Genomic DNA, 25,765 nt, shown 5'->3' with positions numbered 1-25,765 from the left:
CTTCTGTTTATTTTTGTGTTCTTGTAATATGATATTCATTTAGGTTATAACGGGTACGTAAATCTTCTTGCCAAATAATATTTTACTTACGTACAGTCTATCCATAACTAACGAGCAGAATATTGAAGCTATTATTGTAATTACCGTTATCAGGAAAATGAAAAACAAGCCGGTTGGTTCAAAAGCTTGGAACCACTTGTAACTGAACTTGAATAAATTTAGAAAAATAGGGTGTAACAATACAACGATGAGTGTATTTCTACCTAGATGGCTTAATAACTTGGTCATGAAGAAAGTCTTAGTATTTCTGTAAGCCAATCCCAGAAATGATATTGAAAAAAATACTAAACCATAAGACTCTAGAGTTCCTCTTTTAATTGTTTCAAAATTCAATATGGCAATCAACAAAATCGGAATTATAGAAACCAGAGAGAGCGGAACTTCAATAGAAAATTTCCTAAAATAGTAGCCTGTTATAAAGAAAAGGCAGTTTCCAAATTTTAGTCCCTCTATTATCTCACTAAAAATGTAACTTGAAAGTGCTATTAAGATAATGCTATTCAGTAAACTTTTTACGAAGTGGTCAATAATATAAACACATATCATACAAAAGATTAACGTGTGTAAATACCAGTAAGCTCCGATGGGTGCTATGAATACCTTATGAAAAATTAACTCAAAATTCAGGATAGAAATACTGTTTTGAAAAGAAAAGCCCATTTTCCCAGCTATATATAAGCTTACAAGATAGATTATTTCAAAGATTACATATGGAATTAACAGCGATCTCAACAAAGTATAAAATCTTTCAGCTAATGGCTTGGCAGTTTTAATAAAGTAGCCGGAAAAAAATAGGAAGATTGGCATATGAAAGGAGTAAACAAAAGGCATAAACGGTTTAATAATTTCTACATATGGTATATGAAACATGACCATTAGAAATATAACAATACCCTTGATAAAGTCTACGTATTCAATTCTGCTATCCATAACGGCGTCAAATTTTAAATAATTATGACATGATTCTTTCCTTAATTGGTTTGCATGGATGTCCTGCACAAACCATCCATGCTGGCATATTCTTCGTCACAACTGACCGTGCACCGATTACTGCTCCCTCGCCAATGGTAACACCGGGATGCACAAATGCTTCAGCTGCAATCCATGCATGATCACCAATTGTGATTGGCATAGTAATTAACGGATGTCCATGCCTTGTGTAGTCGTGAGTCCCGGCGCAGATATGAGCTCCCTGAGAGATAATTGCTCTTTTCCCAATTGTAATTTTTCCTTGACAGTATAATATAGCTCCGTTAGCGACGCCGCATTCATCATACAGTTTCAAATTCCATGGCGCCCATATTATGACCCTGGGATATACATGCACCCCTTTTCCAACTTCCGCGCCAAAACATCTAAGTACAAATGAACGCCATTCATGCAAAGGTTTTGGGGTAAAACGGAAAAACAAGAATGATATAACACTCCATAAGAGTCTTCCTAATCGATTTTTAAATGAGAATGACGCTGAGGTATATGTATCTTGATTTTGCATATTTATTTTAAGATTGAAGAGCTTGCTTCAATGTTAGGGCAGTTTGGTCAATCGAATAGTGTCTAAGATAGACTTCTTTAGCCCTGTTACTCATTTGGTTTTTTTGATCAGTTTTCAAAGAAGTCCATTTAAGAAGTAAGTTTTCGATTCCTTCTATAGTATCACTTTCAATAAGTCCAGCACCGCCGACTTCGATTTCTTTATAAATGTTTACTTGATTGGATATTAAAACTGGTTTACTACAGGCAAGAGCTTCGACTACCGAGATTCCGAAGTTCTCTTGATGACTTGGAAGAATAAATGCCTCGCATCCGTAGAACGCACCCCATTTAGCAGCTCCTTGCAACATCCCAGTAAAATGAATATTTAGTGATGATTTACACATCGCAATTATCTTCTCACTATATTCTCCTTCAATCGGGCCTGCGATTACAAGATCTGGTAGGTTTAGGTTTTGGTCTTGCAATTTAATATATGCACTAACTAACATATCTACACCCTTCTTAGGATGAATCCTGCTTAAAAACAGCAAATACGGTTTTACACTTAGTAGTGTATTTTTGGACCGAAAGGCAATTTTCATAGCATCAGTGAATAATGGGGGCGATTGGACTCCATAGCTTACGTTGAGCTCTCTCTTGGGACGATAACCCTTAAAAGTATCTCGTGCCAGGAGAAGTTCCTGTTCACATGTAAAAAGCAAGCCATCAGAACTATTGACGACATTTCTCTCGATCAGTCGCCAGTATGCTTCATTGCGCAAAGCTTTAATTTTTCTGTTTTTGTTTTTTTGAAACCACGGGTCTAGCATCCCGTGAGGCATAATGTAAACCTTAGGCTTAGAATTGTTTTCTCGTTGATTTAATATTGTTTTGACTGAAACATAACTATGGTATAACCAGAGGCCATGTATAATTACTACGTCGTATTCGGCATAATGCTGTTTCAACCAACTAGGTAGAGTCGAATTGTAAGCCCAGCTACTTTTGGATGCACCAATTGCATGAATAGTAAATTCATCTTGTTTTAAAAATTCTTCATCAGGACTATCCAAGCAGACCACTTCATTGTCTACACCTATTATCTTCAGTGCAGGAACGGAATTACGAATACCTTGAGATGGGCCACCATGCTTTGGATTCATACTAGGAATTATACGAAGAACTTTCATTTTTATGGGTGAATAATATTGTTGGTCAGACCTTGATTGCTTTAATAGCATTGGTAGCAAATAACTCACATGACCAGTCTTTTATATGTTTGTTTGATTCCATACCCATCATTTTTTGCAAAGTAGGGTTGCGAGCAATCGTTACAATTAAATTGGAGAGTTGGCATGAATTTTTTGGGTCGAAAATGAAGCCATTGAGTGATGGAATTACTAAATCTTTACTACAACCTGCAGTTTCCGACACGATAACTGGGACTGAACATGACATTGCTTCATTCACAACAAGGCCCCATTCTTCCCATAAGCTGGGAAGAACAAAAACAGTACTCAGCGAAAATATAAGTGAATTGTCGTCAATATCACGGAATCCACCAAAGTAGACTGTTTTTGGATTATTGGGAGTTGTCTCCGGGATCAAATCTTCAACAAATAAGCCTAATGATTTCGCTACCATTTTCAACTTGCTCTCTTCTTCGCCGTTTCCTATTAAAACTAGTGAAATGCTTTCTTCTGAATCTGATATGTCATTTTGTAATTGTGCATACGCTTTAATTAAAACATCTAGATTTTTTTTGGGAACCATTCGTCCAATATTCAAGACATATTTTTTAGGTAATCCGAGCTTGTATCTGATTTTGTCTGCATTTTCTTCGGAGTATATTTTCCGTTCTTCATAGTAATTGTTATTTACAACATCATATCCTTTAAATAGTCTGTCTTGTGACATGCCAAGGGATTTAAAGTATTCAATTTGAACAGTTCCTCCAACAAGCCCGGCGTCAAATAACTTGATTATATTTTTTTTGATTACCTTTCGGATTCCTTTTGCTTTTTCTGTTCCAGCATGGGATTCATTCATCATTATGCATTTCAACCCCATTAATTTAGCGACTATTAATAGAGCTATTGATCGTCCTGGCCAGTAGCTTGGTAGAAATACAACCTCAATCCTTTCTTTTCGTATAATTTTATAAAAGTCAATGGCTATTCTAAGTGGAGACAGAGTCTCTTGATTCTTTCCTGGATATAGGGTTATAAATGTACTATCGTTGTTAGTATTCTCAACTGATTTCCATTGATAGTTGATTGACTTCCCTGCCAAAGCAATTCCAACGCAATTGAGTACTCCGTATTTTTCGGATAGTACTCGGAATCTCTCATGATGATACGGGCCCCACTTTCCCCAAATTACAGCTACCTTGTGTTTTATTTTAGTTGATTTTACCATATGTATATGTTTCTTGCTGGTTTTGTGGTTCCTGTAAAATGAACTTTTTTAAGTTTTTTGCCTGTGCATTCCAGTGTTTCTTTGTAAGTAGATCTTGAAATTTTGATTTTAGTTGATTTCTCTGCGAAAAGGTAAGTTCTACAACGGACTCCATTGAATCTATCCATTGTTGTACACTATTATTTGCCACCCTAATGAGAACGGAATCATAATCACTAGAAAGTCCAGGAAGCGTAGGACTGATTATAGGTTTCTGATATTTGGCATAGAATAGGATCTTAGACGGGAATATCATTCGAGTTCCCTGAAATTCTGTTTCCCTTGGACTTAAGAATGCTGTTGCTCTTTTACATCCCTCGTCCAATTCTTCGTCTGAAACAAATCCTTTTATTTGGATCCGGTTATCATATTTAGCTAGTTCTTCTAATTCTCTACATCGCCCTTTACCATAAAACTCAAAGATTACATTTTGTCTAGGATACGATTGTATTGATTTAATGATATCTTGAATTCCTCCATATTTTGCGAATTTACCTGCATATAAAAATATTGGAGTAATGGGTGTAATATTTTCTGGCAATAGGCCATCCCAACCTCCATCCAAATGAAGTTTATTACGAATTGGTGCATGTTCAAATCCCCACCATGATAGGAATACACTTCCATCTGATCCTTCAGTATCTTTTAAAAACTTGGACCAATTGTCTTTTAATGGGTCGTCGAGATCTAAAATTATGTTTATCCACTTTATTTCTGGGTATTTTAATTTTATTTTTTTTAAGGCTTTACAGTAGTGCGGGTATGTATTGTAGTTTAAAATTGCGTATGGCTTTTTTTCTTTAATACTGTTTTCTAGCTTGTAATATAAAGATAAAGCTACGCTTTCAGTTCTTAGGTAAGGTAGATTGATGTAGGGTATTTCTGTTTGATCAAAATTCGATTCTAAACAAGATGAATTATTTGGTACTAATGTTCCTTTGGGAAAATACGAATCCCAAATTGGGGCAAAAACTTTTACATCTACTTTTGACTGTATTAGGCCATTTAATAAACCACGCGACCATTGGCTTGCAGCAGGAGTTTCTCCATTATATCTTTTGAGTCCTTTATGATTTAAGATTGCTCCGCACCAAAAAATCAGTGAGTTGTTATTTTTTGTCATATTATAGATAGGTTTTATTCGTTTGGTCATTTTGTGTATTTCCAATTATTTTGGCTGGATTTCCACCTACAATGCTCATTGCTGGGACATCTTTTACAACCACTGATCCGGCACCAATAACAGCACCATAACCTATATTGACTCCTTTAAGAATAATAGATCTAGCTCCTATAAAAACATTAGCTTCTATGTTTATAGGCGACTTAGAGATATGTTTTGAACTATGTCTTAATTCTGGGTCAATTGGATGCGCGTCGCTATCTGTAATCAATACTCCACTACCAATTAATGTGTCGTTACCAATTGTTATCTTACAAGAACAAGAAATTGTGCAACCTGACATTCCTACATTGGAGCCTATTGTTAATTTAGAATTTGGAGAGAGAGCTTTAATTATAACTTTTTGAAACACACCAATGGAATTGTAATAGGGGTCGCTACAGGCCGTCCAATTTTTTCCTATTTTTATCTCAGCCTTCGAATGTTTGTGAATTATTGGTTTACCATATAATTTCCAAGAATGATGCCAGAGTCCTAATTTCACTAAACAAAATAGTATATCTCCAGGATACCTCCATGAGTAAAGAAGCTGTCTTACTTTTTTTTTGTTTTGAGCGGTAAGATGGATCATTGTTAGATTAATGTTACTTTGCTATTTGTGTTTTTTAATCATTTCTAAGAAATGTTCAGGATCATCCATATATATTGACGCATTCTTTAATTCCTCCTTTGTGAGCTTCCACCATTCCGATTCTGTCAACTTTTCACAAAGTTCTTTGTTGAATCTGTATTTGATTATTTTGGCAGGTACCCCAACAACAACCGCATAAGGTGGAACATTCTTAGTGACAACTGCTGCCGCACCAATTATTGCTCCGTGTCCTACGCTTATTCCATCTAAGATTATTGCCCTTGTTCCAATCCAAACATCTGCTCCAATATGAACATTCTTTTTGTCCTCGAAATCATGAACATTTCCGAACCAGACAGACCCTGAAGCGTTTTTCGAATAGAACCCTGGGTATGTTGACACAAAATCAATTGGATGTGATCCAAGTCCACAAATTACATCTGCACCTATGCTTGTAAAAGGACCAATAGTGGTCCTTGCAAGTTTAGAGTTCGATCCAATGTAGGAAAAGGAGGCTATATGGCATCCTCCTATTCTTACGTTGTCAAAAATTTTGACTCCTTCGCCTAAGGTACTATCTAAGGATACAACTGATCGGAAACTTACAGTTGCCAAGGGAAATCTTAATTTTTGCATTATAGGTCTAATTATTTTTTTTATGGTGGATATGATCATTTTTAATTTATGATGAGAAATTTGTTTCTATACTGTTTTTTTTTAGAGGTAATTTATTAATCTGACCTTTTTTTGGGGAGAACCTTTGTTTCCACGTCCGATAGCTCATAAAGTATTTATCAGATAGACTATATACGATTAATAAAACAATTAGGTATCTAAAGAATCCTCTGCCACTGGATACCATTAATGGTGTATCATAAAAAAATCTTATAAATACAAAGACAAGCAATATTCCAAAAACTGTTCCTTTATTTAGCATTCTTTTTGATATACTTTCTACCAATAGGCATATTAGAAACCACATTATTAATGACCCCCAGTAACCAAAGTCAAAATATATATATGGAATTATACCTGTCACCAATGGCAAATATTTTATCATATCAGTTCTATTTCGAAATTCATTTAGTGATGTATTTTCTCTGTCTATACTGGTAATATTTTTTCCTAGGTCTAAATTGCGAGTTTGTTCTGGTATTTTGTTAAACAGAATTGTTGTATATGCTATTCCATCTTGCAAATATAGTAGCTTGGTATAGTAGGTATCATTAGTTATTTCTTTACTACTTTTATCGTTATCGTTTCTTATTACACCTACTACCATTACAATGGAAATGAGAATTGCCAGCGAAGTTATAAACGGTAATATCTCCTTCTTTTCAAATAGGTTTTTGTTTTGAGTTCTTATTAGTATGAAAATGAAGAAATAGCACGAAATAAAGTCAATTACAAACATTCTTCCGCCGATACTCATTGCTTGAGCAGAAAATAGTAGAAAATAGACAATCATTTCACGAGTATTTATTCTGGTTAATGCGTGTTTAATTGACAGCAATACAATAAAGAAAGTGGCCAATATATACACATATGATGACACTTGACTAATTATTGCATAACTCTTTGCGCTTTCGAGTTTGAATATTAAGAATGCACTTTGGCGATAATCGTATAATGAGTTCCAGCCAAATAGTGAGATTATTAAAAAGATACGAACTAAACCTAGAATAAAGGATAAGTATATGAATATTCTAAATTTATTGAGTAAATGTTCAATATACCCTATTTCGAATTTTAGATATTTGGTTCTATTTGGAACTACTTCCCCGGAAATCAAAAAGGCAAGAAGAGATACCACAATAAATTTGAATATATATTGCGTTGTTACCTCATAGTCGAATCCGAATGGATCTAGATTGTTTGTCTGAGTTATAACACTAGCTACCATAGCTGCTGCCCACATCAACATAAATATTGTTGATGGAAGGATGAAATCACTTTTTCGTCGTCTCTTGTATTTTATAATTATGTATAAAAGAGCTATTACTATTGAAATAAATAGGTATGTTATTTCCATTTATTGTTTTTGCTGATAGTTTAGTTTCCAAATATTTGCGTTATTGAATTCATATTTTCATGAAGAGTGTTTTTATATCGTAATAACGGTTCCGTCTTTTGCATTAACGGGATAAAACGTTTTGAGCTATTTTTGTTGCCTTAGTATGTGTTTGTTTTGATCAAGTGTTCTAATTGACTGTCTTGGTGTTTATTTTATTATAAATCGATGAGGAAGTTGTTATATCTTTTTCCATAAGCTTTCCAAGATAATATGGATTCCATGTTACTTGAGTATGATCGTTCTCCGGTCTGTTGCTTGGATAACTCAATTCCTTGAAAAATACTATTGGATAACTCTTCAACAGTAAGATCGTCCATTTCGATTATCCATTTAGGGTCTTCAATAAATGCTCGTAGGTCCCTGCCGCCTGTGTATTTGGAGCATACTATTGGTAAGCCACAAATTAGTGCTTGGGGTTGCACAAGAGCTAAACCTTCTTCCCTGGATGGAAGTACAAAAACTTTAGCTTTTGCATAATACAGTCTCAGTTCTTTCTGATTTACTGAGTCAATGTGTGTAAATAGTGGGTCTTTTGGAAATTCAACGTCAATTATTGAACCAACGTGAAGCAGTCGGAATTTGTGGGTTCTGCACGCTTCTATTAATAGGTCACATCCTTTTCTATGACACCATTGACCAACTATTATTAGATCATAAGTATCAATCTTATCTAATGTTGTTGGTGAAAACTCTTTTAAATCTACACCAAATGGATTTACGAATAATTTATGTTTTGGTATTCCATTTATTATAAAGCTCTCTTCTACTATTTTTGAAGGTACAGTTATGCTGTCAGCTAATTCGTAACCTTTTAGGTCTCTTTTAAGAAAAATGTCGGGCATTGGATTTTTGCCGTTAAGTGCTGGGTTTAAGGATAGTGCTTTTACCTGCTCTAAAACATGACGTGTACCTCGCTCTAAAATTATTTTTGCGGAGTATTTTCTTTTAACGTATTCAAGTGAATAGACGTGCATTGGGCTTTGACCTATAAATACGTCACAGGGGCCTGATAGCCAAGCTGTAAGGTGGTCAAAGAAATAGTGGTACAAGAAAAGTGCCCAGTGTGCACGTTTGGTTAATCTCAGAAGTATTAAAAAGGGTATAGCTACCAGAAAGTAGGAATAACTACATTCTTTTTTTAGCCCCATTTTTACTGCTCTCTTTGTCGGGAAATAGGAGAAGAATCTGACATCGTGTCCGAGTTCACTCAATTCTTTCGCCGTGTCGAGTAGCCAGTTTCGGCCTCCGTATGATGCAATGGTTATTCTCATTTTGCGGGCTTGAGCTTCAAGTTAAGATTTGAAAATATTTCTTTTATTGGTTGATCTAGTAACTTGCAGCTCATTGGTAAAATCGATAATGCAAGTATTAGATCCAATAGTATACTACCCAGAGCGGTACCAAGAAGTCCATGAGATTGGGAAAGAAAATAGGTGGCACCCACTGAGATTATAGCGGAAATCGTACCTAGAACTGTAAAGTAGTATGGTTTGTTTAAAGCTTGAAATGTGATTGTTGATGTCCACCACACCGCATTTAACGCAATGCCGACTAAAAATACGTTCCACATGCCCGCAGGGGGATCCAAGGTTTTATGGGTCCAAACTCCGTACAACCATGGACCAAAGAAATATAGGAAGATAATACCTGCAAGTGCTGCCACTATCACAATGGTAAAGGTTAAACGGAATATCTGTCGGGCACTTTCCATGTTCCCTGAGCCAATTTGGAATTGAAATTCCGGAAAAACAGAGAGAGTCACCATGTTAAACACCTGATTTACCGCTCTAACTAAGGTTCTAGTAGTGTTGAATACCGCAACAGCAAGGGGGCCGAGCGTTAACCGAACAACAAAAGTGGTTCCTTGAAAGTATATTGCTTGCCAAACAGGTGATAGTAAGTATCCAAAACCCTTGTTGGCAATTTCCTTTAATTCGGATTTGATTATTACACCTTTATAACGATTGTGAATAGGAAGAATTTGTCTAGCTTTCCAAATGTATATTGGATTGAAGATCAGAGAAACAGCTAAGTTGATTAGAGCATAATGAACCACGCCTTTTCCGATTAATAGAACAGTTAGACCTAATAACATGTTTGCTGCGGAATAAACGGTTTGTAGGTTTATGCTAAAAGCAGCCTTCCTTGCACATCTGAAATATGATTCAAAAAATTGATTGTAGAAATTTATGATCTTCGCTATTATCATTAATGAAATGGCAAGGATGGCATCACTACGTTTGATTAGAGATTTGTCGAACACACCGTATTTATCTAAGCCAATTATTATACTTAGTGATAAGAAGATACTAAATAGAACTACTATTGTGATCATTAACGTCCCACTTTTGGCAATATTGGCGGCTCCTTGTTCGTCTCCGGAAGTGTATTTTAGAAGAAAAATATTGGCAGCTGATGTACCAAATCCAAAGTCAGAGAATGCTAGAAATGATGGGATTATGGTAAGAGTTAGCCATTCTCCATAGTATTCTCCTCCCCAGGCAGATATGAAGAATGGAACCAAAAATAGCTGTTCGGCGATTCTAATAAGTTTTCCAACCCCTGTGGCAAGTCCATTTTTAATAAGATTTTCTTTTATTGTCATTTAAGAGCTTTGATAAGCATTTCTTTGTTTATTTTATATACTTTTTTATTCCACAATCGCTTGACTCCTTTTAGCGTTGTTTATTCCGGTTAATTTCGTCAAGATAGATTTAATGATTGATGTTTTATATTCCGTTACTGTTGCCAATACATAGGAAAATATATAAGAAAATATTAAGCATAGTAAAAATAGTGAAAAACTAATGGATGTAGGATACATCTTGTATCCTACATTTACAAACAGCTGCACAATGGTCAGGAACAGCATTATAAAAGGTAAGTGTATAACATAGAGCGTGAAGGAAAATGAGGCCATTATTTCACTGGGTCTATCCAAAATACCTTTTTTAGCGTCTTCATTAAAGCATGATAAAAATGTAGAAAATGCTAGTGCAGTAATTAAATCATTTTCAAAGCTGGTTGTACTAAGAAAACCGATGGAACTATTCACCAGACACATGATGAAGAGAGTTCCAGTGATATATTTCAACCAGCCCCTTTGCATTTGAAAAAATATTGGAACTAAGCCAACCAACCAGATTATAAAATATTTCAATATTAGAATTGGAAGGAAACTGGATATTGCAATAATTAGCACGATGTAAAAGGCAATTAAGATTGTAATCCTTTTTTTTAGTATCGAAGTGAGAGTGAGTAGAATAATTGGGAATAAAATATAATACCAAAATTCATAATTTAAGCTCCATAAAGGAACATTACTTCCAAAGGGCGGTAGAGTAATATTTTGAAGCATTAAAAGGGAATTCAAGAAATGCGACAAATTAAGCCTTTCGATAACGGAAAAATTGAGTGCAGAAATTGATAATCCATTGTTGTATAGCCCGTTTGTGTCCAGTTTAGCTCCTGAATAATCAAATATCCAAGTTATCAGGAGGGCGGGAAATAGGACAGTGTAGATTCTGCTAATTCGATTAATTAGGTATATTTTCATATCGAATCTGCCATTTTTTTTCTGACTGATCACCGAACGTCCGATCAAATAACCACTTAATACAAAAAAAATTACAACTGCCTCATGCCCCAAGCTTGTAAAAAGATAGAATACTTTCGTAAAAATGGATGGCTGCGTTAAATATTTGAAATCTTGAAACAAAAATGATCGTATATGACTAACCACTACAAAAAGGGCGGCTATCCATCTAATCAAATGCATAACAGTGGATTGAGACATCAGTTGTACTACAGGTTTATTCAAAATAATTCAAAACCCCAAATCCCTCTTTCAGCAACAATTGATCCTTCTGGAACAACCGTAGATCCGAAGTGGCCATGTCTTCAATGAGCATATCTAAAGTATGTTTGGGTTTCCAGCCCAGTTTTTCATCACATTTGCCGGGATTTCCGATCAGCAGATCTACTTCGGTGGGGCGGTAATATCTTGGGTCAATTTTCAGGACGGTGGTACCCAGTTTCAAATGTTCCCCACCAGCAATGCCCAGTTCCAGCATACGTGCAGCGTCAACCCCGGAGATGGTTCCTACTTCGTTTTCCGCTTCGCCGGTAAAGGTGAGTTCCACACCCAGGAAGGCAAAGGTTTTGCGGATAAACTCACGCACGCGGGTGGTGACACCTGTGGCAATGACAAAGTCTTCGGAAACTTCCTGCTGCAGAATGAGATACATGGCTTCCACATAGTCTTTGGCATGGCCCCAGTCGCGTTGGGAATCGATATTGCCCATATACAGACAATCCTGTAAACCCAGAACAATTTTCGCTGCAGCGCGGGTGATCTTACGGGTTACAAAGGTTTCGCCGCGTAGGGGAGACTCATGGTTGAAAAGTATACCGTTGGAAGCAAACATGCCGTAGGCTTCGCGGTAGTTTACCGTGATCCAGTAGGCGTACATTTTGGCTACGGCATACGGAGAACGGGGGTAGAAGGGGGTGGTCTCTGATTGAGGTACCGCCTGTACCAATCCGTACAATTCGGAAGTAGATGCCTGGTAGATTTTGGTCTTTTTGGTAAGTCCGAGTAAACGAACCGCCTCAAGAATCCGAAGTGTACCAATGCCATCTGCGTTGGCTGTATATTCGGGCATCTCAAAACTTACCTGCACATGGCTCATGGCGGCCAGGTTGTAGATCTCGTCGGGCTGTACTTCCTGGATGATCCGGGTGAGGTTCATGGAGTCGGTCAGGTCGCCATAGTGCAGAATGAATTTGGCATTATCCACGTGCGGATCCTGGTACAGGTGATCGATGCGGTCGGTATTGAAAAGGGAACTACGGCGTTTGAGACCGTGCACCGTGTATCCTTTACTTAAAAGCAATTCGCTGAGATAGGCGCCGTCTTGTCCTGTTACGCCGGTGATAAGTGCTACTTTTGACATGGGATTAGTATTTAGCTATTGGCTTTTAGCCGTTAGCGGCTAAGGTATATGGTTAAACTATACTGTGTAAATTTCTTGATTTTTGAGGAAGTCCTGGTAGGCCAGGGATATTCCTTCTGGTAAAGCGATGCTGTGTTTCCAGCCCAGGCCGTGTAATTTGGATACGTCCATGAGTTTTCGGGGTGTTCCGTCGGGCTTGGTGGTATCCCAGTGGATCTCACCTTCGTATCCGGTTGTTTTCGCAACCAGCTCGGTCAGTTCCTTGATAGACAGATCTTCGCCGGTACCGATATTGACCAGCTCACGCCCATTGTAGGTTTCCATTAAAAACAGACAGGCGGCAGCGAGGTCGTCGGCAAACAGGAACTCACGCTTCGGAGAGCCGGTACCCCAGGCCTGCACAAACGCTTTGTTTTCTTCTTTCGCCTCATGAAATTTCCGGATCAGGGCGGGCAGAACGTGTGAGTTGTTCAGGTCATAGTTGTCGCCATACCCATACAGGTTGGTCGGCATTACGCTGATAAAGTTGCTGCCATACTGGTCCTGATAGGCCTCACAGAGTTTGATGCCTGCAATTTTGGCAATGGCGTAAGGCTCATTGGTTTCTTCGAGCAAGCCGGTCAGGAGGTATTCTTCTTTTAGCGGTTGCGGGGCCAGTTTGGGATAAATACAGGAGGAGCCCAGGAACATCAGTTTTTTAACGCCCTGCACATGCGCCTGATGGATGATGTTGGCCTCAATCATCAGGTTTTCATAGATGAAATCGGCCCGGTACGTATTATTGGCCACAATACCGCCTACTTTGGCAGCCGCCAGAAATACATATTCAGGTTGCTCCTCGGCAAAAAAGTTGGCCACAGCCTGTTGGTTACGCAGGTCAAGCGCAGAGGAGGTCCGTGTAATGATATTTTCAAACCCACGTGCCGTCAAAGCCCGGTGAATGGCCGACCCCACCATGCCCCGATGTCCTGCAATGTATATTTTGGCGCTTTTTTTCATGTTTCTTGTTAGTCTATTGTCATACTGAGCGACCTCTTGGCACACTGAGCCGTCTCTTGTCACACTGAGCGTACGGGGCCGCCCGTGCGGTCGAAGTGCCGTTCTGCCTGTCTTCGACTTCGCTCAGACTGACATTTGTTTTGTCAAGTCTCTTTTCACACTGAGCGTAGCCCATGTCACACTGAGCGGAGTCGAAGTGCTGTCACACTGAGCGTAGTCGAAGTGCCGTCTTCGACCGCAGCGGCGGCCGCTCCGCTCAGACTGTCTTCGACTACGCTCAGACTGACATTTGTTTTGTTGTCATGTCACCACCTGTCACACTGAGCGTAATCCTCTGTCACACTGAGCGTACGGGGCCGCCCGTGCGGTCGAAGTGTCGTATTGCCTGTCTTCGACTACGCTCAGACTGACATTTACACTGAGCGTAGCCCCCTTGTCACACTGAGCGTAGTCGAAGTGCGACTACGCTCAGACTGACAAGGTCGCACCTCGGCTAGCAGCTAATTCACCAATTCCGGCTTTTCTCTTTCCAGTCTTTCATATATCTTCTTCACATCCTGGGAGCTGTTTTTGGCCAAGACTAAAATTGCATCGTTTGTTTCCACCAGTACAATATTGCTTACCCCCAAAAACTCCACGTGTTTTTCAGAGCCTACCACACAGTTGTTGTCTTTAAAATGATGGATTTCGCCCTGTCCTTCCCAGTGTTCCCATATGGATTCAAAAGAACCCAGGTCCGACCAGCCAAAATGCGTCTGTACGACCCTGATCTTTTCCGATCTTTCCATCACCGCGTAATCGATGCTTTTGGATGGGATCAGGGCGGTTTCTGTTTCTGGTAAAAAACTTCCCCGGCGTGCCTCGTAGCAGTTCAGGGATGTTTCCAGGATATGCGGTTCAAAGGCGGCCAGTTCGTACAGATAGGTGGCTGCCTGAAAACAGAACATACCGCTGTTCCAGAGGAAGTGGCCATCGTCTAGAAAAGATTGAGCCGTTTGTTCGTTTGGTTTTTCGCGGAAGGAGATGACCTCGTTTCCGTTGTATTCGATGTATCCGTAGCCGGTTTCCGGCTTGGTGGGGGTAATCCCGAAAGTGACCAGGTAGCCTTCTCTGGCCAGTTCAATGGCTTCGGAGACCGCGCTGGCATAGGCGGCTTCGTTGGTGATGATGTGGTCGGACGGTGTTACCAGCAATACATCTTCCGGCTCAGCAGCCATGGCAGCAAAGGCAATCGCCGCGGCGGTGTTGCGCGGTGCAGCTTCGATGATCTCCCCATAGGCGTCAATGCCTGCCCGCATCAGATCGGCCTGGGAGAGGAGGTAATTGTCCTTGTTGCCTACGACGATGGTCTCATGCACCAGATCCTTACTGCGTTCGGCGGTCAGCTGAAAGAGCGACTTATCCCCAAACATGGGGATGTACTGCTTCGGCATGGATTTCCGCGAAACCGGCCATAATCGGCTGCCAACTCCTCCGGATAGTATGATGTGGATGATTTTCATTTTGCTTGTTGTAACGTTGAGTTAACAGGTTTCACGCAAAGACGCAAAGATTCGCGCAAAGGCGCAAAGGTTTTTTTTTGTTTAAGTTTCACGCAAAGGTTCAAAAGTTGTTTTAGTTGACTTACCCTGTCACACTGAGCGGAACCACCTTGTCACACTGAGCGAAGTCGAAGTGTTGCTTGTAGACTGTCTTCGACCGCAGCGGCGGCCGCTACGCTCAGACTGACATTGTACATCCGCCCGGCGCCCCTGTCACACTGAGCGGAACCACCTTGTCACACTGAGCGAAGTCGAAGTGTTGCTTGTAGACTGTCTTCGACCGCAGCGGCGGCCGCTACGCTCAGACTGACATTGTACATCCGCCCGGCGCCCCTGTCACACTGCGCGGAACCACCCTGTCACACTGAGCGAAGTCGAAGTGTTGCTTGTAGACTGTCTTCGACTTCGCTCAGACTGACATCTCACATCTCACATCTCACATCTCACATCTCACATCTCACATCTCACTTCTCACTTCTTCACACCACTTCCGCCACTCCGTTCACCACTTCCCTCCCGATACTGTAATAGGCGAAGCCTTGTTCGCGCATGGTTTCTAGTTCGTATAGGTTTCTGCCGTCGAAGATTACTTTTTCTTTCAGCAGCTTGCTCATTTTATCGAAATCGGGTGTGCGGAACTGGGGCCATTCGGTGAAGATCATCAGCGCATCGGCATCGTCCAGGGCCGCGTAGGCGGTGTGGCAATAGGTGATCTCCGGGATCAGTTTTTTGACGTTCGCCATGGCTTCCGGATCGTATACGGTTACTTTTGCTCCGGCTGCCAGCAGGGCTTTGATATTTTCCAGAGCCGGTGCTTCCCGGATGTCATCGGTATATGGTTTAAAGGCCAGTCCCCATACGGCGATGGTTTTGCCCTGCAGGTTTCCGTCGAAATAATCCTTAACGAGTGGCAATAAACGCTTTTTCTGGTCGTCGTTGACGGCCATCACCGAGGTGAGTGTGCGGAAATCGTACCCATAGTCTGCAGACGTTTTGGCCAGGGCTTGCACGTCCTTGGGAAAACAGCTTCCCCCATAGCCAATACCGGCAAAAAGAAAACGTTTGCCGATGCGGCTGTCCGTTCCGATACCCCTGCGGATGTCGTCCACGTTGGCGCCTACCTTTTCGCACAGGTTGGCGATCTCATTCATGAAAGTGATCTTCAGGGCCAGGAAAGAGTTGGCCGCGTATTTGGTCATTTCGGCGGAACGTTCATCCATGAAGATCACCGGGTTGCCCTGACGCACCAAAGGTGCATACAGTTTTTCCATAACCTTTTTGGCTTTGTCGGACGTAGTGCCCACCACCACCCGATCCGGTTTCATGAAATCTTCCACGGCGACACCTTCCCGGAGGAATTCAGGGTTGGATACCACATCGAAATCCACTTTGGCATTTTTGGCGATGGCGGCGCGTACTTTTTCGGCAGTACCTACGGGAACCGTGCTTTTGTCTATGATGACGGCGTATTGCTGAAGGATAGGACCCAGATCGTTGGCTACGCCGAGGATGTATTTCAAATCGGCGGAGCCGTCCTCACCCGGAGGGGTAGGGAGGGCCAGGAAAATGACCTTGGCGTCCTTGATGCCCTCTTCCAGATTGGTCGTGAACTTAAGGCGGTCCTCGGCAATGTTTCGGTCAAAGAGCACATCCAGACCCGGCTCATAAATGGGGATCTCCCCATTCTGCAAGCGTGCTACTTTGGCGGTGTCGATATCTACACAGGTTACCTGGTTTCCGGTTTCGGCAAAACAGGTGCCGGTTACAAGGCCTACATAGCCGGTACCAATGACTGCGATTTTCATAGGTTAATTATTTTGTGGTGTTGGTTTGCTAAGGTCACGAAAATGTTACACAGAGGTTCACGGAGGTAGAGGGGAGGTGCACAGAGAAAATGAAACCCGGTGCATCTCTTTGCTTATGCTGTGAATCTCTGTGCAATAATAAACCCAGGCACGGTGTGTTCGGGTACCTGTATGTAGAAAGGCTTGTAGAATTTCATAGAAATAACGTTGAGTAAGAGGATAATGCATTTATGCTGAAATCAAGAGCCCAGGTTGATAATGGACTGTTAATCTGTATTAATCTAATTCGAAAATAATACTTTTTTTATAATTAGTCAACAAAAATGTCACGAATATAGGAAATATACAATGATTGCCTTTTATAGTTTACATTCTACGCGCAACATAAAGGACTTCTATGTCTGGTAGAGGTTTGTTTGGGTGCGGGCCCCACCGTTTATCCATTGACCGTTTGGGCCTTCTCAATCGCTCCATCGACCCGGTCATCATTGTCACCCGCGACCCCGGTCCATCCTCCCTTTTGTCCCCCGCAACCCAGCCTTAATTCATCATTCATCATTCATCATTCATCATTCATCATTCATCATTCATCATTCATCATTCATAATTATGAACTCACCCCTTCCCCACCATCTTCTTCAACCGGCTCCCCACATCCAAGGCTTTGTTTTTGTTGTCTTCGGTGTAGTAGCCGTATCCATAGCCACCGTAGCCATAGCCATAACCGTAGCCGGAACCATAGTTGACGCCATTGTAAATGATCGACAGGTTTTTGAATCGTTTGGAGCGTTGGAGCTCGCTGATTCGGTTCAGGTGATCTTTAAGCGTATAATTAAACCGCACCACATACAGAGATGCGTCCACATATTCAGCGATAAGCGCGGCATCTGTGACCAGCCCGTAAGGTGGTGAATCGATCAGAATGTAGTCATATTGTTCACGCAGTTCGGCAAGCAACAGTGGAAGTCGTCCATTGCTAATCAACTCTGACGGGTTGGGGGGCAATGGACCGCTTGCCATGACATCAAACTTCGGGTGAACGGAGGTTTTCTGGATGAGCTGTTCCAGGTTGGTCTGCCCTACCAGGTAGTTGGAGACGCCTCTTTTGTTGTTAATTTCGAGGCGTTCGTGCAAAGAGGGCTTACGAAGATCCAGCCCCAACAAAATGACCCGTTTATCGGAAAAGGCGAGACTGGCTGCCAGGTTGATACTGATAAAACTTTTCCCCTCGCTACCGATGGAGGAGGTAAACATGATAGTGCGGCAGCTGCCATCGCCCAGATATTGCAGGTTGGTACGCAATGCCCGGAACTGCTCGGCTACGGCACTGCGGCTGGTCATTTTGATGATGCTTTCCGTAGGCGCCTGACCCTTAATGGTTTTCATCATGCCTATTTCACCCAATACCGATGCATGGGTGATTTTCTCGATCTCATCCCGGTGCTGCACCGTATTGTTCAGTAAAAAGATCAGGTTGATCAGAAGTATTGGAATAGCGATACCGGCGGCAAGAGAACCGAGCCAGATGGTAGAGCGTTTGGGTTTAATCGGCAAATAGGACGCGACAGGGGCATCGATGAGCCGGCTATCCGTGACGGTGGAGGCATAAGCAAGGGCCGTCTCCTCCCGTTTTTGTAGAAGATACAGGTACAGATTCTCCTTGATGGTCTGCTGGCGTTTGATACCGACGTATTCCCGCTCCTTTTGCGGGATGCTCCTGAGGCCGGATGAAAAACGCGTATTGATGCCCTCCAGATTTTGCTTGGTTACATCCATGCCTCGTCTTAGATTCTGCACATTTTCACGAATGGCCTGCCGGGTCTGCGCCAGCTGTGTGGTGATGGTTTCCAGCAAGGGGTTGCCAGCCTGCGTGGTACGTGCGTAGCGTTCCCGCTGTAGGTCCAGCTCATTGAATTTTGTTAAAAGGGAAACCAAAACAGGGTCATTGATCATGTAGGTGGCGGGTGCTGCTGCGCCTACGCCTGGATTTTGTACGAAATTATCGACACTTTCAAGAATTTTGATCTGCGTATTGATCTCGTTCAGTTTAGCATCATTTTCTTTGATATTTTCCAGAAATAGCTGAGATTCCGCGCTGATGTCGGTTAATCCCTTGGACGTTTTATACACTTCCACGTCTTTTTCTACATCACCTAACTCACCGGTAATCAGCCCCAAACGACTTTCAATAAACTTAAGGGTATTGGAGGCCTCACTGTTTTTGTCATTCAGAGAGGACTGTACGTACACGTCCAGCAGCTTGTTTAAGACATCTTTGCCCCTTTGAATAGAAGGATCCTCAAAACTGAGTTCCAGAACCGTACTCTTCGGGTTGAGCACACTCACGCTCAGTCGCCCCAGCATGCCGCCCGTAAGCCCCTGCACATTTTGAAAATGAACCTGGATTTCTTTGTAAGGCGAAGCTACCCCTTTTTCGACAATGAAGAGTCCCCAGGGATTACGGAGTTTCTGTCCAAACTTGTAGGTTTGGTCCTCATCATTGATACGGAACTTGGTACTGTCTACCAGGTGAATCAACATGGGATTATGCAAAGCAAACTCAGAAATCAGTTCGGTCTTTACCACAACCGGGCTTTTCGCGTATAGGTCGATGGTTTTCAAGCCGTCTTTTACGTCCACATAAACATCCAGGTTGAGGTCTTTGATCACCTGTCCCATGAGCATCTGGGATTTCAGGATCTCGATCTCATTCTCTACCAGTTTGTTGCCGTTGAACTGGGCCATCTCTTCCATAATGGTCCCTTCGGCTCCGGAGCCAATGCCTTTTTTCTCATCTTTGATTAACAACGTTGTTTTTGCCAGAAAGATGGGTTGTGTCGTCTGGAGATAATACCAGGCAGCGGTAATGGTAAGTGCGATGAAGATGGGAAACAGGTACCAGTAACGCAGATAACGGCGTATATAACTGTTTAAATCAAATTTTTCTTCGGGCTCTTCGTAATTTTCGTATTGGTGTGTATTATTTCTGTCGTCCATACTTATGATTTTCAGATATTCTTCTCTGGTATAGTTTAAAACTTTGGATGTGTGAAGGATTATAAAAGCCTTACTAAAAGGAGCGATATTGCGGCAACAATGCTGACATAGAGTGGAGCAAGCTGAACCGTTCTGTCGGTCGCATTCATTTTGGCTTTAACAGGTTCTATATACACCACATCGTTTTTGTGCAGGTAATAATAGGGGGAATCGAATATGTCGCGGGAAGTAAGATCCACCCGGATGTATTCCCTTTTACCGTTTTCTTCCCGGATGATCATGACGTTGTCCCTTTTTCCGAAGATGGTAAGGTCACCTGCCAGGCTTAAAACCTCGGGTAGTGTAATTTTTTCATCGGGTATATTGTAAACTGCGGGACGGTTTACTTCGCCCAGCACTGAAACTTTGAAGTTGATGTTGCGAATGGTAACCGAGGGTTCTTTCAGATAGGTAAGTAATCTTTTACGCAGGGTATCGGCCGCAGTCTGTGTGCGAAGGCCTTCTACTTTCACCTTGCCAATGAGTGGCAACTCAATATTGCCTTCGGCATCCACCAAATAGCCAAAAGGTTGTATGGATGCAGCTCCACCTGTTCCGTAACTGGTGGTAGAGGTTGCGTACTGGTTCGCAGCGTTAAATACCTCGTTGGCTTCTGCGCTTAGGCTACCCACGATGATGGATAACATGTCATTCTTCTGGATGGTCGGAATGTAGGTCTGAGTGATGGTGCTGGATGAATAACGCAGGGTATCACCTTGGAAATATACAATGGTCTTTGGGGATACACAGGAGGTGACTAAGCTAAAAATACCAAGAATGAAAAGAGGAAAGAACAAACCCAGTGCGTGGGTGATGGGATATTTTTTTTTCATGAGTATAACGTTGCATGGATTATGGCAGCAATAAAAAGGGATATTGTAATATATGGTTGTGTTAAATCAGCAGCTGCTGCGGCTACTGGTCTTATTCAGGTTTTTTCAATCGGTTGTGATCATCGTTGTGAATTTGTATTATTCCGTAAATGCTTCAAAAACTGCAAATTCCATTATTTTAATGCAAATATAGAATAAGTTCTAATTGGTTGTCTCATAAGTTCATAAGTTTTTCATTTTGGAAGGGGTAATGAGCGATCAAATCCGCATTCCTTCCCTTTCCGATCATATCCAGATGCTGCATGCGGTGGGCATCGGTACCCAGAAAGGTGATGAGTTCGTGTTTCAGAAGCCAGTCGGCCATTTTCTGTACGTTTTCGCCATAGTAGCTTCCCAGCGACAGGATATTCACCTGTAATTCACATCCCTGCCCACAGAGCGTTTTGTAAATCGTCGGGTCGGCATAAAAGTAGGTATACCGCTCCGGGTGCGCCAGCACGGGTGTGTAGCCCATTTCGATGATGGAGAATAGGGTCTCTGAGGTGTTCATCAGGGGCGTGGAGTAGGGGAGCTCTACCAATACCCGGTTGCCCGGCAGGGTGAGCAGGCTACCCGGCGTATGGAGCAACTCGGTGAAATGCTCGTCAATGAAATATTCGGCAGCCGCATGTACTTCCACGGTGAGGCCGGCTGTTTTACAGGCCAGTCGCACATCAGCAAGCCCTGAAAGAATGGTGTCGGGGGTATTTTTGTAACAATCCCAGATGACATGCGGGGTGGTGTAGACCGTGCGGAAGCCAAGCTCCTGCATTTTGCGGATCATGTCCACAGACTCCTCGATGGTCTGCACACCATCGTCGATATCCGGGATGAGATGGGAATGAATGTCTATTCCGATCCTGGATAAATCAATTTTCTTTTGTTCCTTTTTACCGAATAACCAGTTGAGCATATATGAATCCTTTGACTCCGGCTGAAATAAGTTGCGACGTCTATCGTGCAAGGTAATTTGACAGGAGTATGGAATTTTTCTAGTTGAACAAATTTAAGTTAAAAAAAATGACACTTTTCAGAATATTATACGCAAAACATTAAAGTCAGCAAAAATTATTAAAATTGTACTATTCTTTTTTCGAAGCTGTTGGCTAGCTGTCACCCTGAGCGCAGTCGAAGGGTGAGCGGAGCGGCCGCCCGTGCGGTCGAAGGGTACCCCAAGCCCACCGCCCATAAACTACGCAACACTAGGAGAGAAGTTGGCGTATTATGTATAAATTGCAATGAGTACAGCTAAGCCCTTATAAACCTGCTGCGTATGAAAAAATTTCTGCTCTTCTTTGGTGTTATTTTTTCGTTACAAACACCTGCTTCTGCACAGGTCGACTGCAGCAATATCGGTTTTGAAAAGGGTACCACGCTGGGCTGGGAGACCAGCTATGGTACCATGAGTGAGTTTAACCAGACAACCGTTTTTTCATCCGACATCGGCGGCACCAAAGGTAATCTGCACATGGTGACGAGCCTGTCCAGCGGCACTGATCCCAAGGTTCCGGGGATCCCAATGGTGGCTCCCGGGAGTAGCCATTCGCTACGCCTGGGCAATGTGGTTCAGGGAGGGGATTTTTCACGGATCCGCACCAGCTATCTGATCACGCCGGATAACACACTTTTTCAATACAAGTTTGCCATTGTGCTTCAGAATTCAGCATCATCGGGCAGGGCGGTGCATGAGCCGTTTCAAAAGCCTGGCTTTTATATAGAGATACTGGACAGCGACGGTTCAGTGCTTCCATGCAGCAATTACGGAATTCAGCTTCAGGGAATGGAGGCCGTGGATGGCTTTGAAGCAGTAGGCGATATTCAGTACAGAAACTGGACCACCGGCGCCATTGACCTGCGTAATTATGTGGGAAAAAGGATCACCATTGTGGTTACTGCCCATGGCTGTACCCGGGAAAGGCATTTTGGCTATGCTTATTTTGACGCGCAGTGCCTTAAGACGGAGATCAGGGCGCTTTCGGCTTGTCCGGATGCCGACGGACTGATGACCCTGATCGCCCCGGCGGGATTTGGAAAATACACCTGGAGCAACGGCGCCACGACACAGATTGTCAAAGTGAAGGCCAATCTGGGCGACCAGTTTTTTGTGAAAGTGGAGCCCCTGGCAAGTCTGGACGAATCATGCGCTTTTCAGCTGGATTATACCATTAAATTTCAGGAGGCAGCAGCCGAAATTGATTCGGTTATCTGTGAGGGGCAGCAGGTTGCCGTGGGGGATACCGCGTATCAAACAACCGGTCATTTCATTCGGAAAGTGCGGATGAACGGTGTTTGTGACAGTACGGTCACACTGCATCTGAAGGTAAATCCGATCGTCAGGCATGCGCAGACCTTCGCCGTCTGTGAAGGGGATAGCATTGTGGTGGGAGACACCACATACCGGACTACCGGAGTATTCATCAAAAAACTACTGGCCTTTACCGGCTGCGACAGCATTGTGACTACCGATCTTACGGTGGTTCCACTGGAATTGTCCGTTGCCGCCAGCGACATTTCGATGGTGCAGGGCGACAGCGTTCAGATTCGTGCTTTGATCGACCCGGATGGGCCGTATGCATACCGCTGGGAGCCCAGTACGGGGCTGTCGTGTGTGTCCTGTGCGGATCCCTGGGCCCGGCCTGACCGCTCGGTGAAGTACACCATCTTTGCCAGTGATCCGCTGGAAGCCTGTAATAAAAGTGCAAAAGTGACGCTGACGGTCAAGCCCTGTGCCGTGCATGTGCCAGATGCATTTTCTCCGAACTATGACGGCAATAATGATGTGTTGATCGTCTATGGCGGTCACTGCATCAAAATGATCAAAAAACTAACCATCTATAACCGCTGGGGTGAAATCATATTTCAGCACGAAAACTTCGTGGGTGGCGACAGAGGTGCAGCCTGGGACGGGTTTTATCATGGGCTGATGAGCAATCCGGGGGTATACCCCTACAAGGTCCAGGCAGAGTGGGCCAGTGGCAAGCTTGTCGACTACAACGGTGTGGTTAAACTGATCCGGTGAGGGTGGGTAGTATTTGAACCTATTTTGAAAGCAGTGAGCTGGCCTTTTTGGTTTTCCTAGGAGTGTGTCGGAGTTAAGCTATTTTTAAGGTTTTGATTGAGATTTTCATAATATAATGGGTGATAAAGTCAAGTATTGTCAGGAAATGGTCATTCAATTGTAAAATTGGCAAAGATTTTGACTTAAAAATCGGTTCTATATGATTTATAGTGGGTGAGATAAAAACTAGATTTATCGCATTTTGATAGATTTTACTTTTTTGTCTTGACCGCACAAAAAATTAACCGTGCGGCTGGTACGCCGGAGCGGGACCGCTTCTCTAATGTCATTAAGTTAATGATTTAGAAGACCTCAAAGAGGTCAAATGTTTACAGATAGATAAGGTTTTTGACTGTTCGACCCCGTTAGGGTCGTATAATTAAACAATTCTTATATGCTATAAACATTAGAATCCTTCGGATTCTTGCTTGCCTTAATGACATTGACCGCTCCTCCTTCGTCGTCAAACAGTTTTTTGGCAGGCGCCGTTGCGATCTTAACGGCCCAGGACAAGCCAATTTCCTAATTTTCGTAAGGCCGGTCTTCAAAAAATACATCATCTAAAAAACCATCACCCGCTATGATCCATTTAGAGCCTAAAAATCTAAGTCCGACAGGCTCCTAGGATGAGAATAGTTGAAAATTATTTTTGAAGGTTAGTTGATAAAGAATCTTTCCTGGGTGAACACACCCGCAACATTCACCCCACCGGCAGCCCCCAATAAATTATTCGTCGCATCAAACCATAAAAGCAGTAGTTTTTACGCCATGTTCTTTTTTTGTAAAAACCAGGTGCAGGTTTCATGTTTTTGAGACCTCTGTTCCCTTTCGGTCGTCACCTGGTGATAGGCTGATTTGGCGTTCATGCGTATTATACTCAGAGCCACTTTTTATCTAAATTATTTTCCCAATGAAAAAACACATTATTCTAAGTTCATTCACGCTTCTTTTGGCGTTTATTTTGATTTCTGGGTCGTCCTATGGCCAATCCGGATGGATCAGTCTTTTTAATGGTAAAAATCTGGATGGCTGGAAGGTGGGCGAGAATGCTTCCTCGTTTTCGGTTGTGGACGGTGCGATTAAAGTGGCAGGGCCAAGGGCCCATCTTTTCTATGACGGGCCGGTTAAAAACGCCATGTTCAAGAATTTTGAATACAAGGCACAGGTCATGACCATGCCGGGCGCGAACTCGGGGATGTACATCCATACCACCTACCAGGAAAGAGGGTGGCCCGCGGAGGGTTACGAAATCCAGGTGAATAATTCGCATACAGACTGGAAACGCACGGGAAGTCTTTACGATATTGTGGACATCAAGGAAACCTATGTAAAAGACAATGAGTGGTACACCGAATACATCAAGGTGGAAGGCAAACACATTACGGTTAAAATCAATGACAAGGTGGTGATTGATTATGAAGAAACAGATGCAGACAAACGGCCGGATGATCACAAGCTAAGGTTCCTGAAGAGTGGCACTTTCGCCTTACAGGCACACGACCCCAAAAGTGTGGTTTATTTTAAAGACATTCAGGTACGGCCCTTGACGGAGTAGGGGGAAGGGAGGAGTTAAGAATTAAGGAGTTAAGAATTAAGAAGTGTTTCGATGGGCGGTGAGGGGAGTTATTGAAGGGGAGAAGGTAAGTATGGGGAGCGATCCGACTATGTTAAAGTAGCG

General features: G+C 42.4%; 21 protein-coding genes. 2 read left to right on the top strand and 19 right to left on the bottom strand.

Annotated features, from left to right (window positions below; genetic code table 11):
• Positions 1-39: 39 nt before the first annotated feature.
• The 19 genes from DYADSP32_RS05305 to DYADSP32_RS05215 all read right to left on the bottom strand — a co-directional run bounded on the left by DYADSP32_RS05305 (position 40) and on the right by DYADSP32_RS05215 (position 21,942).
• Positions 40-990: an acyltransferase family protein gene (locus DYADSP32_RS05305; protein ID WP_149243690.1), complete on the bottom strand. Its 951-nt coding sequence runs from the start codon at positions 988-990 to the stop codon at positions 40-42.
• A 22-nt stretch (positions 991-1,012) separates the two neighbouring features.
• A complete protein-coding gene (locus DYADSP32_RS05300; protein WP_149243691.1) occupies positions 1,013-1,555 on the bottom strand; it encodes a DapH/DapD/GlmU-related protein in 543 nt (180 codons plus the stop codon).
• Between the two features lie 7 nt (positions 1,556-1,562).
• Complete coding sequence (locus tag DYADSP32_RS05295; protein ID WP_149243692.1) at positions 1,563-2,726, bottom strand: glycosyltransferase; 1,164 nt, start codon at positions 2,724-2,726, stop codon at positions 1,563-1,565.
• Positions 2,727-2,751: 25 nt separating this feature from the next.
• Positions 2,752-3,954, bottom strand: coding sequence for a glycosyltransferase (locus tag DYADSP32_RS05290; protein WP_149243693.1), 1,203 nt, complete (start codon positions 3,952-3,954; stop codon positions 2,752-2,754).
• Complete coding sequence (locus DYADSP32_RS05285) at positions 3,938-5,116, bottom strand: hypothetical protein (RefSeq protein ID WP_414617530.1); 1,179 nt, start codon at positions 5,114-5,116, stop codon at positions 3,938-3,940. The genes DYADSP32_RS05290 and DYADSP32_RS05285 overlap by 17 nt, the downstream gene beginning before the upstream one ends.
• Position 5,117: 1 nt before the next feature.
• The gene (locus DYADSP32_RS05280) at positions 5,118-5,747 is read right to left on the bottom strand and encodes an acyltransferase (RefSeq protein ID WP_149243695.1); all 630 of its coding nucleotides are present in this window, start codon (positions 5,745-5,747) and stop codon (positions 5,118-5,120) included.
• Between the two features lie 21 nt (positions 5,748-5,768).
• On the bottom strand, positions 5,769-6,422 hold the full coding sequence (locus DYADSP32_RS05275; protein ID WP_414617529.1) for a CatB-related O-acetyltransferase: 654 nt from the start codon (positions 6,420-6,422) through the stop codon (positions 5,769-5,771).
• 7 nt (positions 6,423-6,429) lie between these two features.
• A complete protein-coding gene (locus DYADSP32_RS05270) occupies positions 6,430-7,779 on the bottom strand; it encodes an O-antigen polymerase (RefSeq protein ID WP_149243696.1) in 1,350 nt (449 codons plus the stop codon).
• Positions 7,780-7,976: 197 nt separating this feature from the next.
• Positions 7,977-9,092 (bottom strand): glycosyltransferase family 4 protein, encoded by a 1,116-nt coding sequence (locus DYADSP32_RS05265; protein WP_149243697.1) that lies wholly within the window; start codon positions 9,090-9,092, stop codon positions 7,977-7,979.
• Positions 9,089-10,426 carry a hypothetical protein gene (locus DYADSP32_RS05260; protein ID WP_149243698.1) on the bottom strand — a complete coding sequence of 446 codons (1,338 nt, stop codon included), beginning with the start codon at positions 10,424-10,426 and terminating at the stop codon, positions 9,089-9,091. Before DYADSP32_RS05260 ends, DYADSP32_RS05265 begins: the two co-directional genes overlap by 4 nt.
• 45 nt (positions 10,427-10,471) lie before the next feature.
• The gene (locus DYADSP32_RS05255) at positions 10,472-11,599 is read right to left on the bottom strand and encodes an acyltransferase family protein (protein ID WP_414618152.1); all 1,128 of its coding nucleotides are present in this window, start codon (positions 11,597-11,599) and stop codon (positions 10,472-10,474) included.
• A 34-nt stretch (positions 11,600-11,633) separates the two neighbouring features.
• On the bottom strand, positions 11,634-12,776 hold the full coding sequence (gmd, locus tag DYADSP32_RS05250; RefSeq protein WP_149243700.1) for a GDP-mannose 4,6-dehydratase: 1,143 nt from the start codon (positions 12,774-12,776) through the stop codon (positions 11,634-11,636).
• 57 nt (positions 12,777-12,833) lie between these two features.
• Complete coding sequence (gene fcl / locus DYADSP32_RS05245) at positions 12,834-13,775, bottom strand: GDP-L-fucose synthase (RefSeq protein WP_149243701.1); 942 nt, start codon at positions 13,773-13,775, stop codon at positions 12,834-12,836.
• Positions 13,776-14,275: 500 nt separating this feature from the next.
• Positions 14,276-15,277, bottom strand: a complete 1,002-nt coding sequence (locus tag DYADSP32_RS05240; protein ID WP_149243702.1) for a mannose-1-phosphate guanylyltransferase — start codon at positions 15,275-15,277, stop codon at positions 14,276-14,278.
• Positions 15,278-15,795: 518 nt separating this feature from the next.
• Positions 15,796-17,121, bottom strand: a complete 1,326-nt coding sequence (locus DYADSP32_RS05235; RefSeq protein WP_149243703.1) for a UDP-glucose dehydrogenase family protein — start codon at positions 17,119-17,121, stop codon at positions 15,796-15,798.
• Between the two features lie 436 nt (positions 17,122-17,557).
• On the bottom strand, positions 17,558-17,680 hold the full coding sequence (locus DYADSP32_RS05230) for a hypothetical protein (protein WP_414617528.1): 123 nt from the start codon (positions 17,678-17,680) through the stop codon (positions 17,558-17,560).
• Positions 17,681-17,736: 56 nt separating this feature from the next.
• On the bottom strand, positions 17,737-20,118 hold the full coding sequence (locus DYADSP32_RS05225) for a tyrosine-protein kinase (protein ID WP_149243704.1): 2,382 nt from the start codon (positions 20,116-20,118) through the stop codon (positions 17,737-17,739).
• A 59-nt stretch (positions 20,119-20,177) separates the two neighbouring features.
• Positions 20,178-20,990 (bottom strand): polysaccharide biosynthesis/export family protein, encoded by an 813-nt coding sequence (locus tag DYADSP32_RS05220; protein ID WP_149243705.1) that lies wholly within the window; start codon positions 20,988-20,990, stop codon positions 20,178-20,180.
• A 214-nt stretch (positions 20,991-21,204) separates the two neighbouring features.
• Positions 21,205-21,942, bottom strand: coding sequence for a CpsB/CapC family capsule biosynthesis tyrosine phosphatase (locus DYADSP32_RS05215; protein ID WP_149243706.1), 738 nt, complete (start codon positions 21,940-21,942; stop codon positions 21,205-21,207).
• 360 nt (positions 21,943-22,302) lie between these two features.
• Between DYADSP32_RS05215 and DYADSP32_RS05210 the strand changes: the two genes are divergently transcribed.
• Together DYADSP32_RS05210 and DYADSP32_RS05205 are read left to right on the top strand one after the other, a co-directional pair.
• Complete coding sequence (locus DYADSP32_RS05210) at positions 22,303-24,048, top strand: gliding motility-associated C-terminal domain-containing protein (protein ID WP_149243707.1); 1,746 nt, start codon at positions 22,303-22,305, stop codon at positions 24,046-24,048.
• Between the two features lie 949 nt (positions 24,049-24,997).
• On the top strand, positions 24,998-25,642 hold the full coding sequence (locus tag DYADSP32_RS05205) for a DUF1080 domain-containing protein (protein ID WP_149243708.1): 645 nt from the start codon (positions 24,998-25,000) through the stop codon (positions 25,640-25,642).
• Positions 25,643-25,765: the final 123 nt, after the last annotated feature.

Origin of the sequence: Dyadobacter sp. 32, assembly GCF_902506755.1 — a bacterium.
In the GTDB taxonomy this organism is placed as follows: domain Bacteria; phylum Bacteroidota; class Bacteroidia; order Cytophagales; family Spirosomataceae; genus Dyadobacter.
The sequence above is the reverse complement of the archived record's forward strand: the minus strand, read 5'-3'. Positions and strand labels throughout refer to the sequence as shown.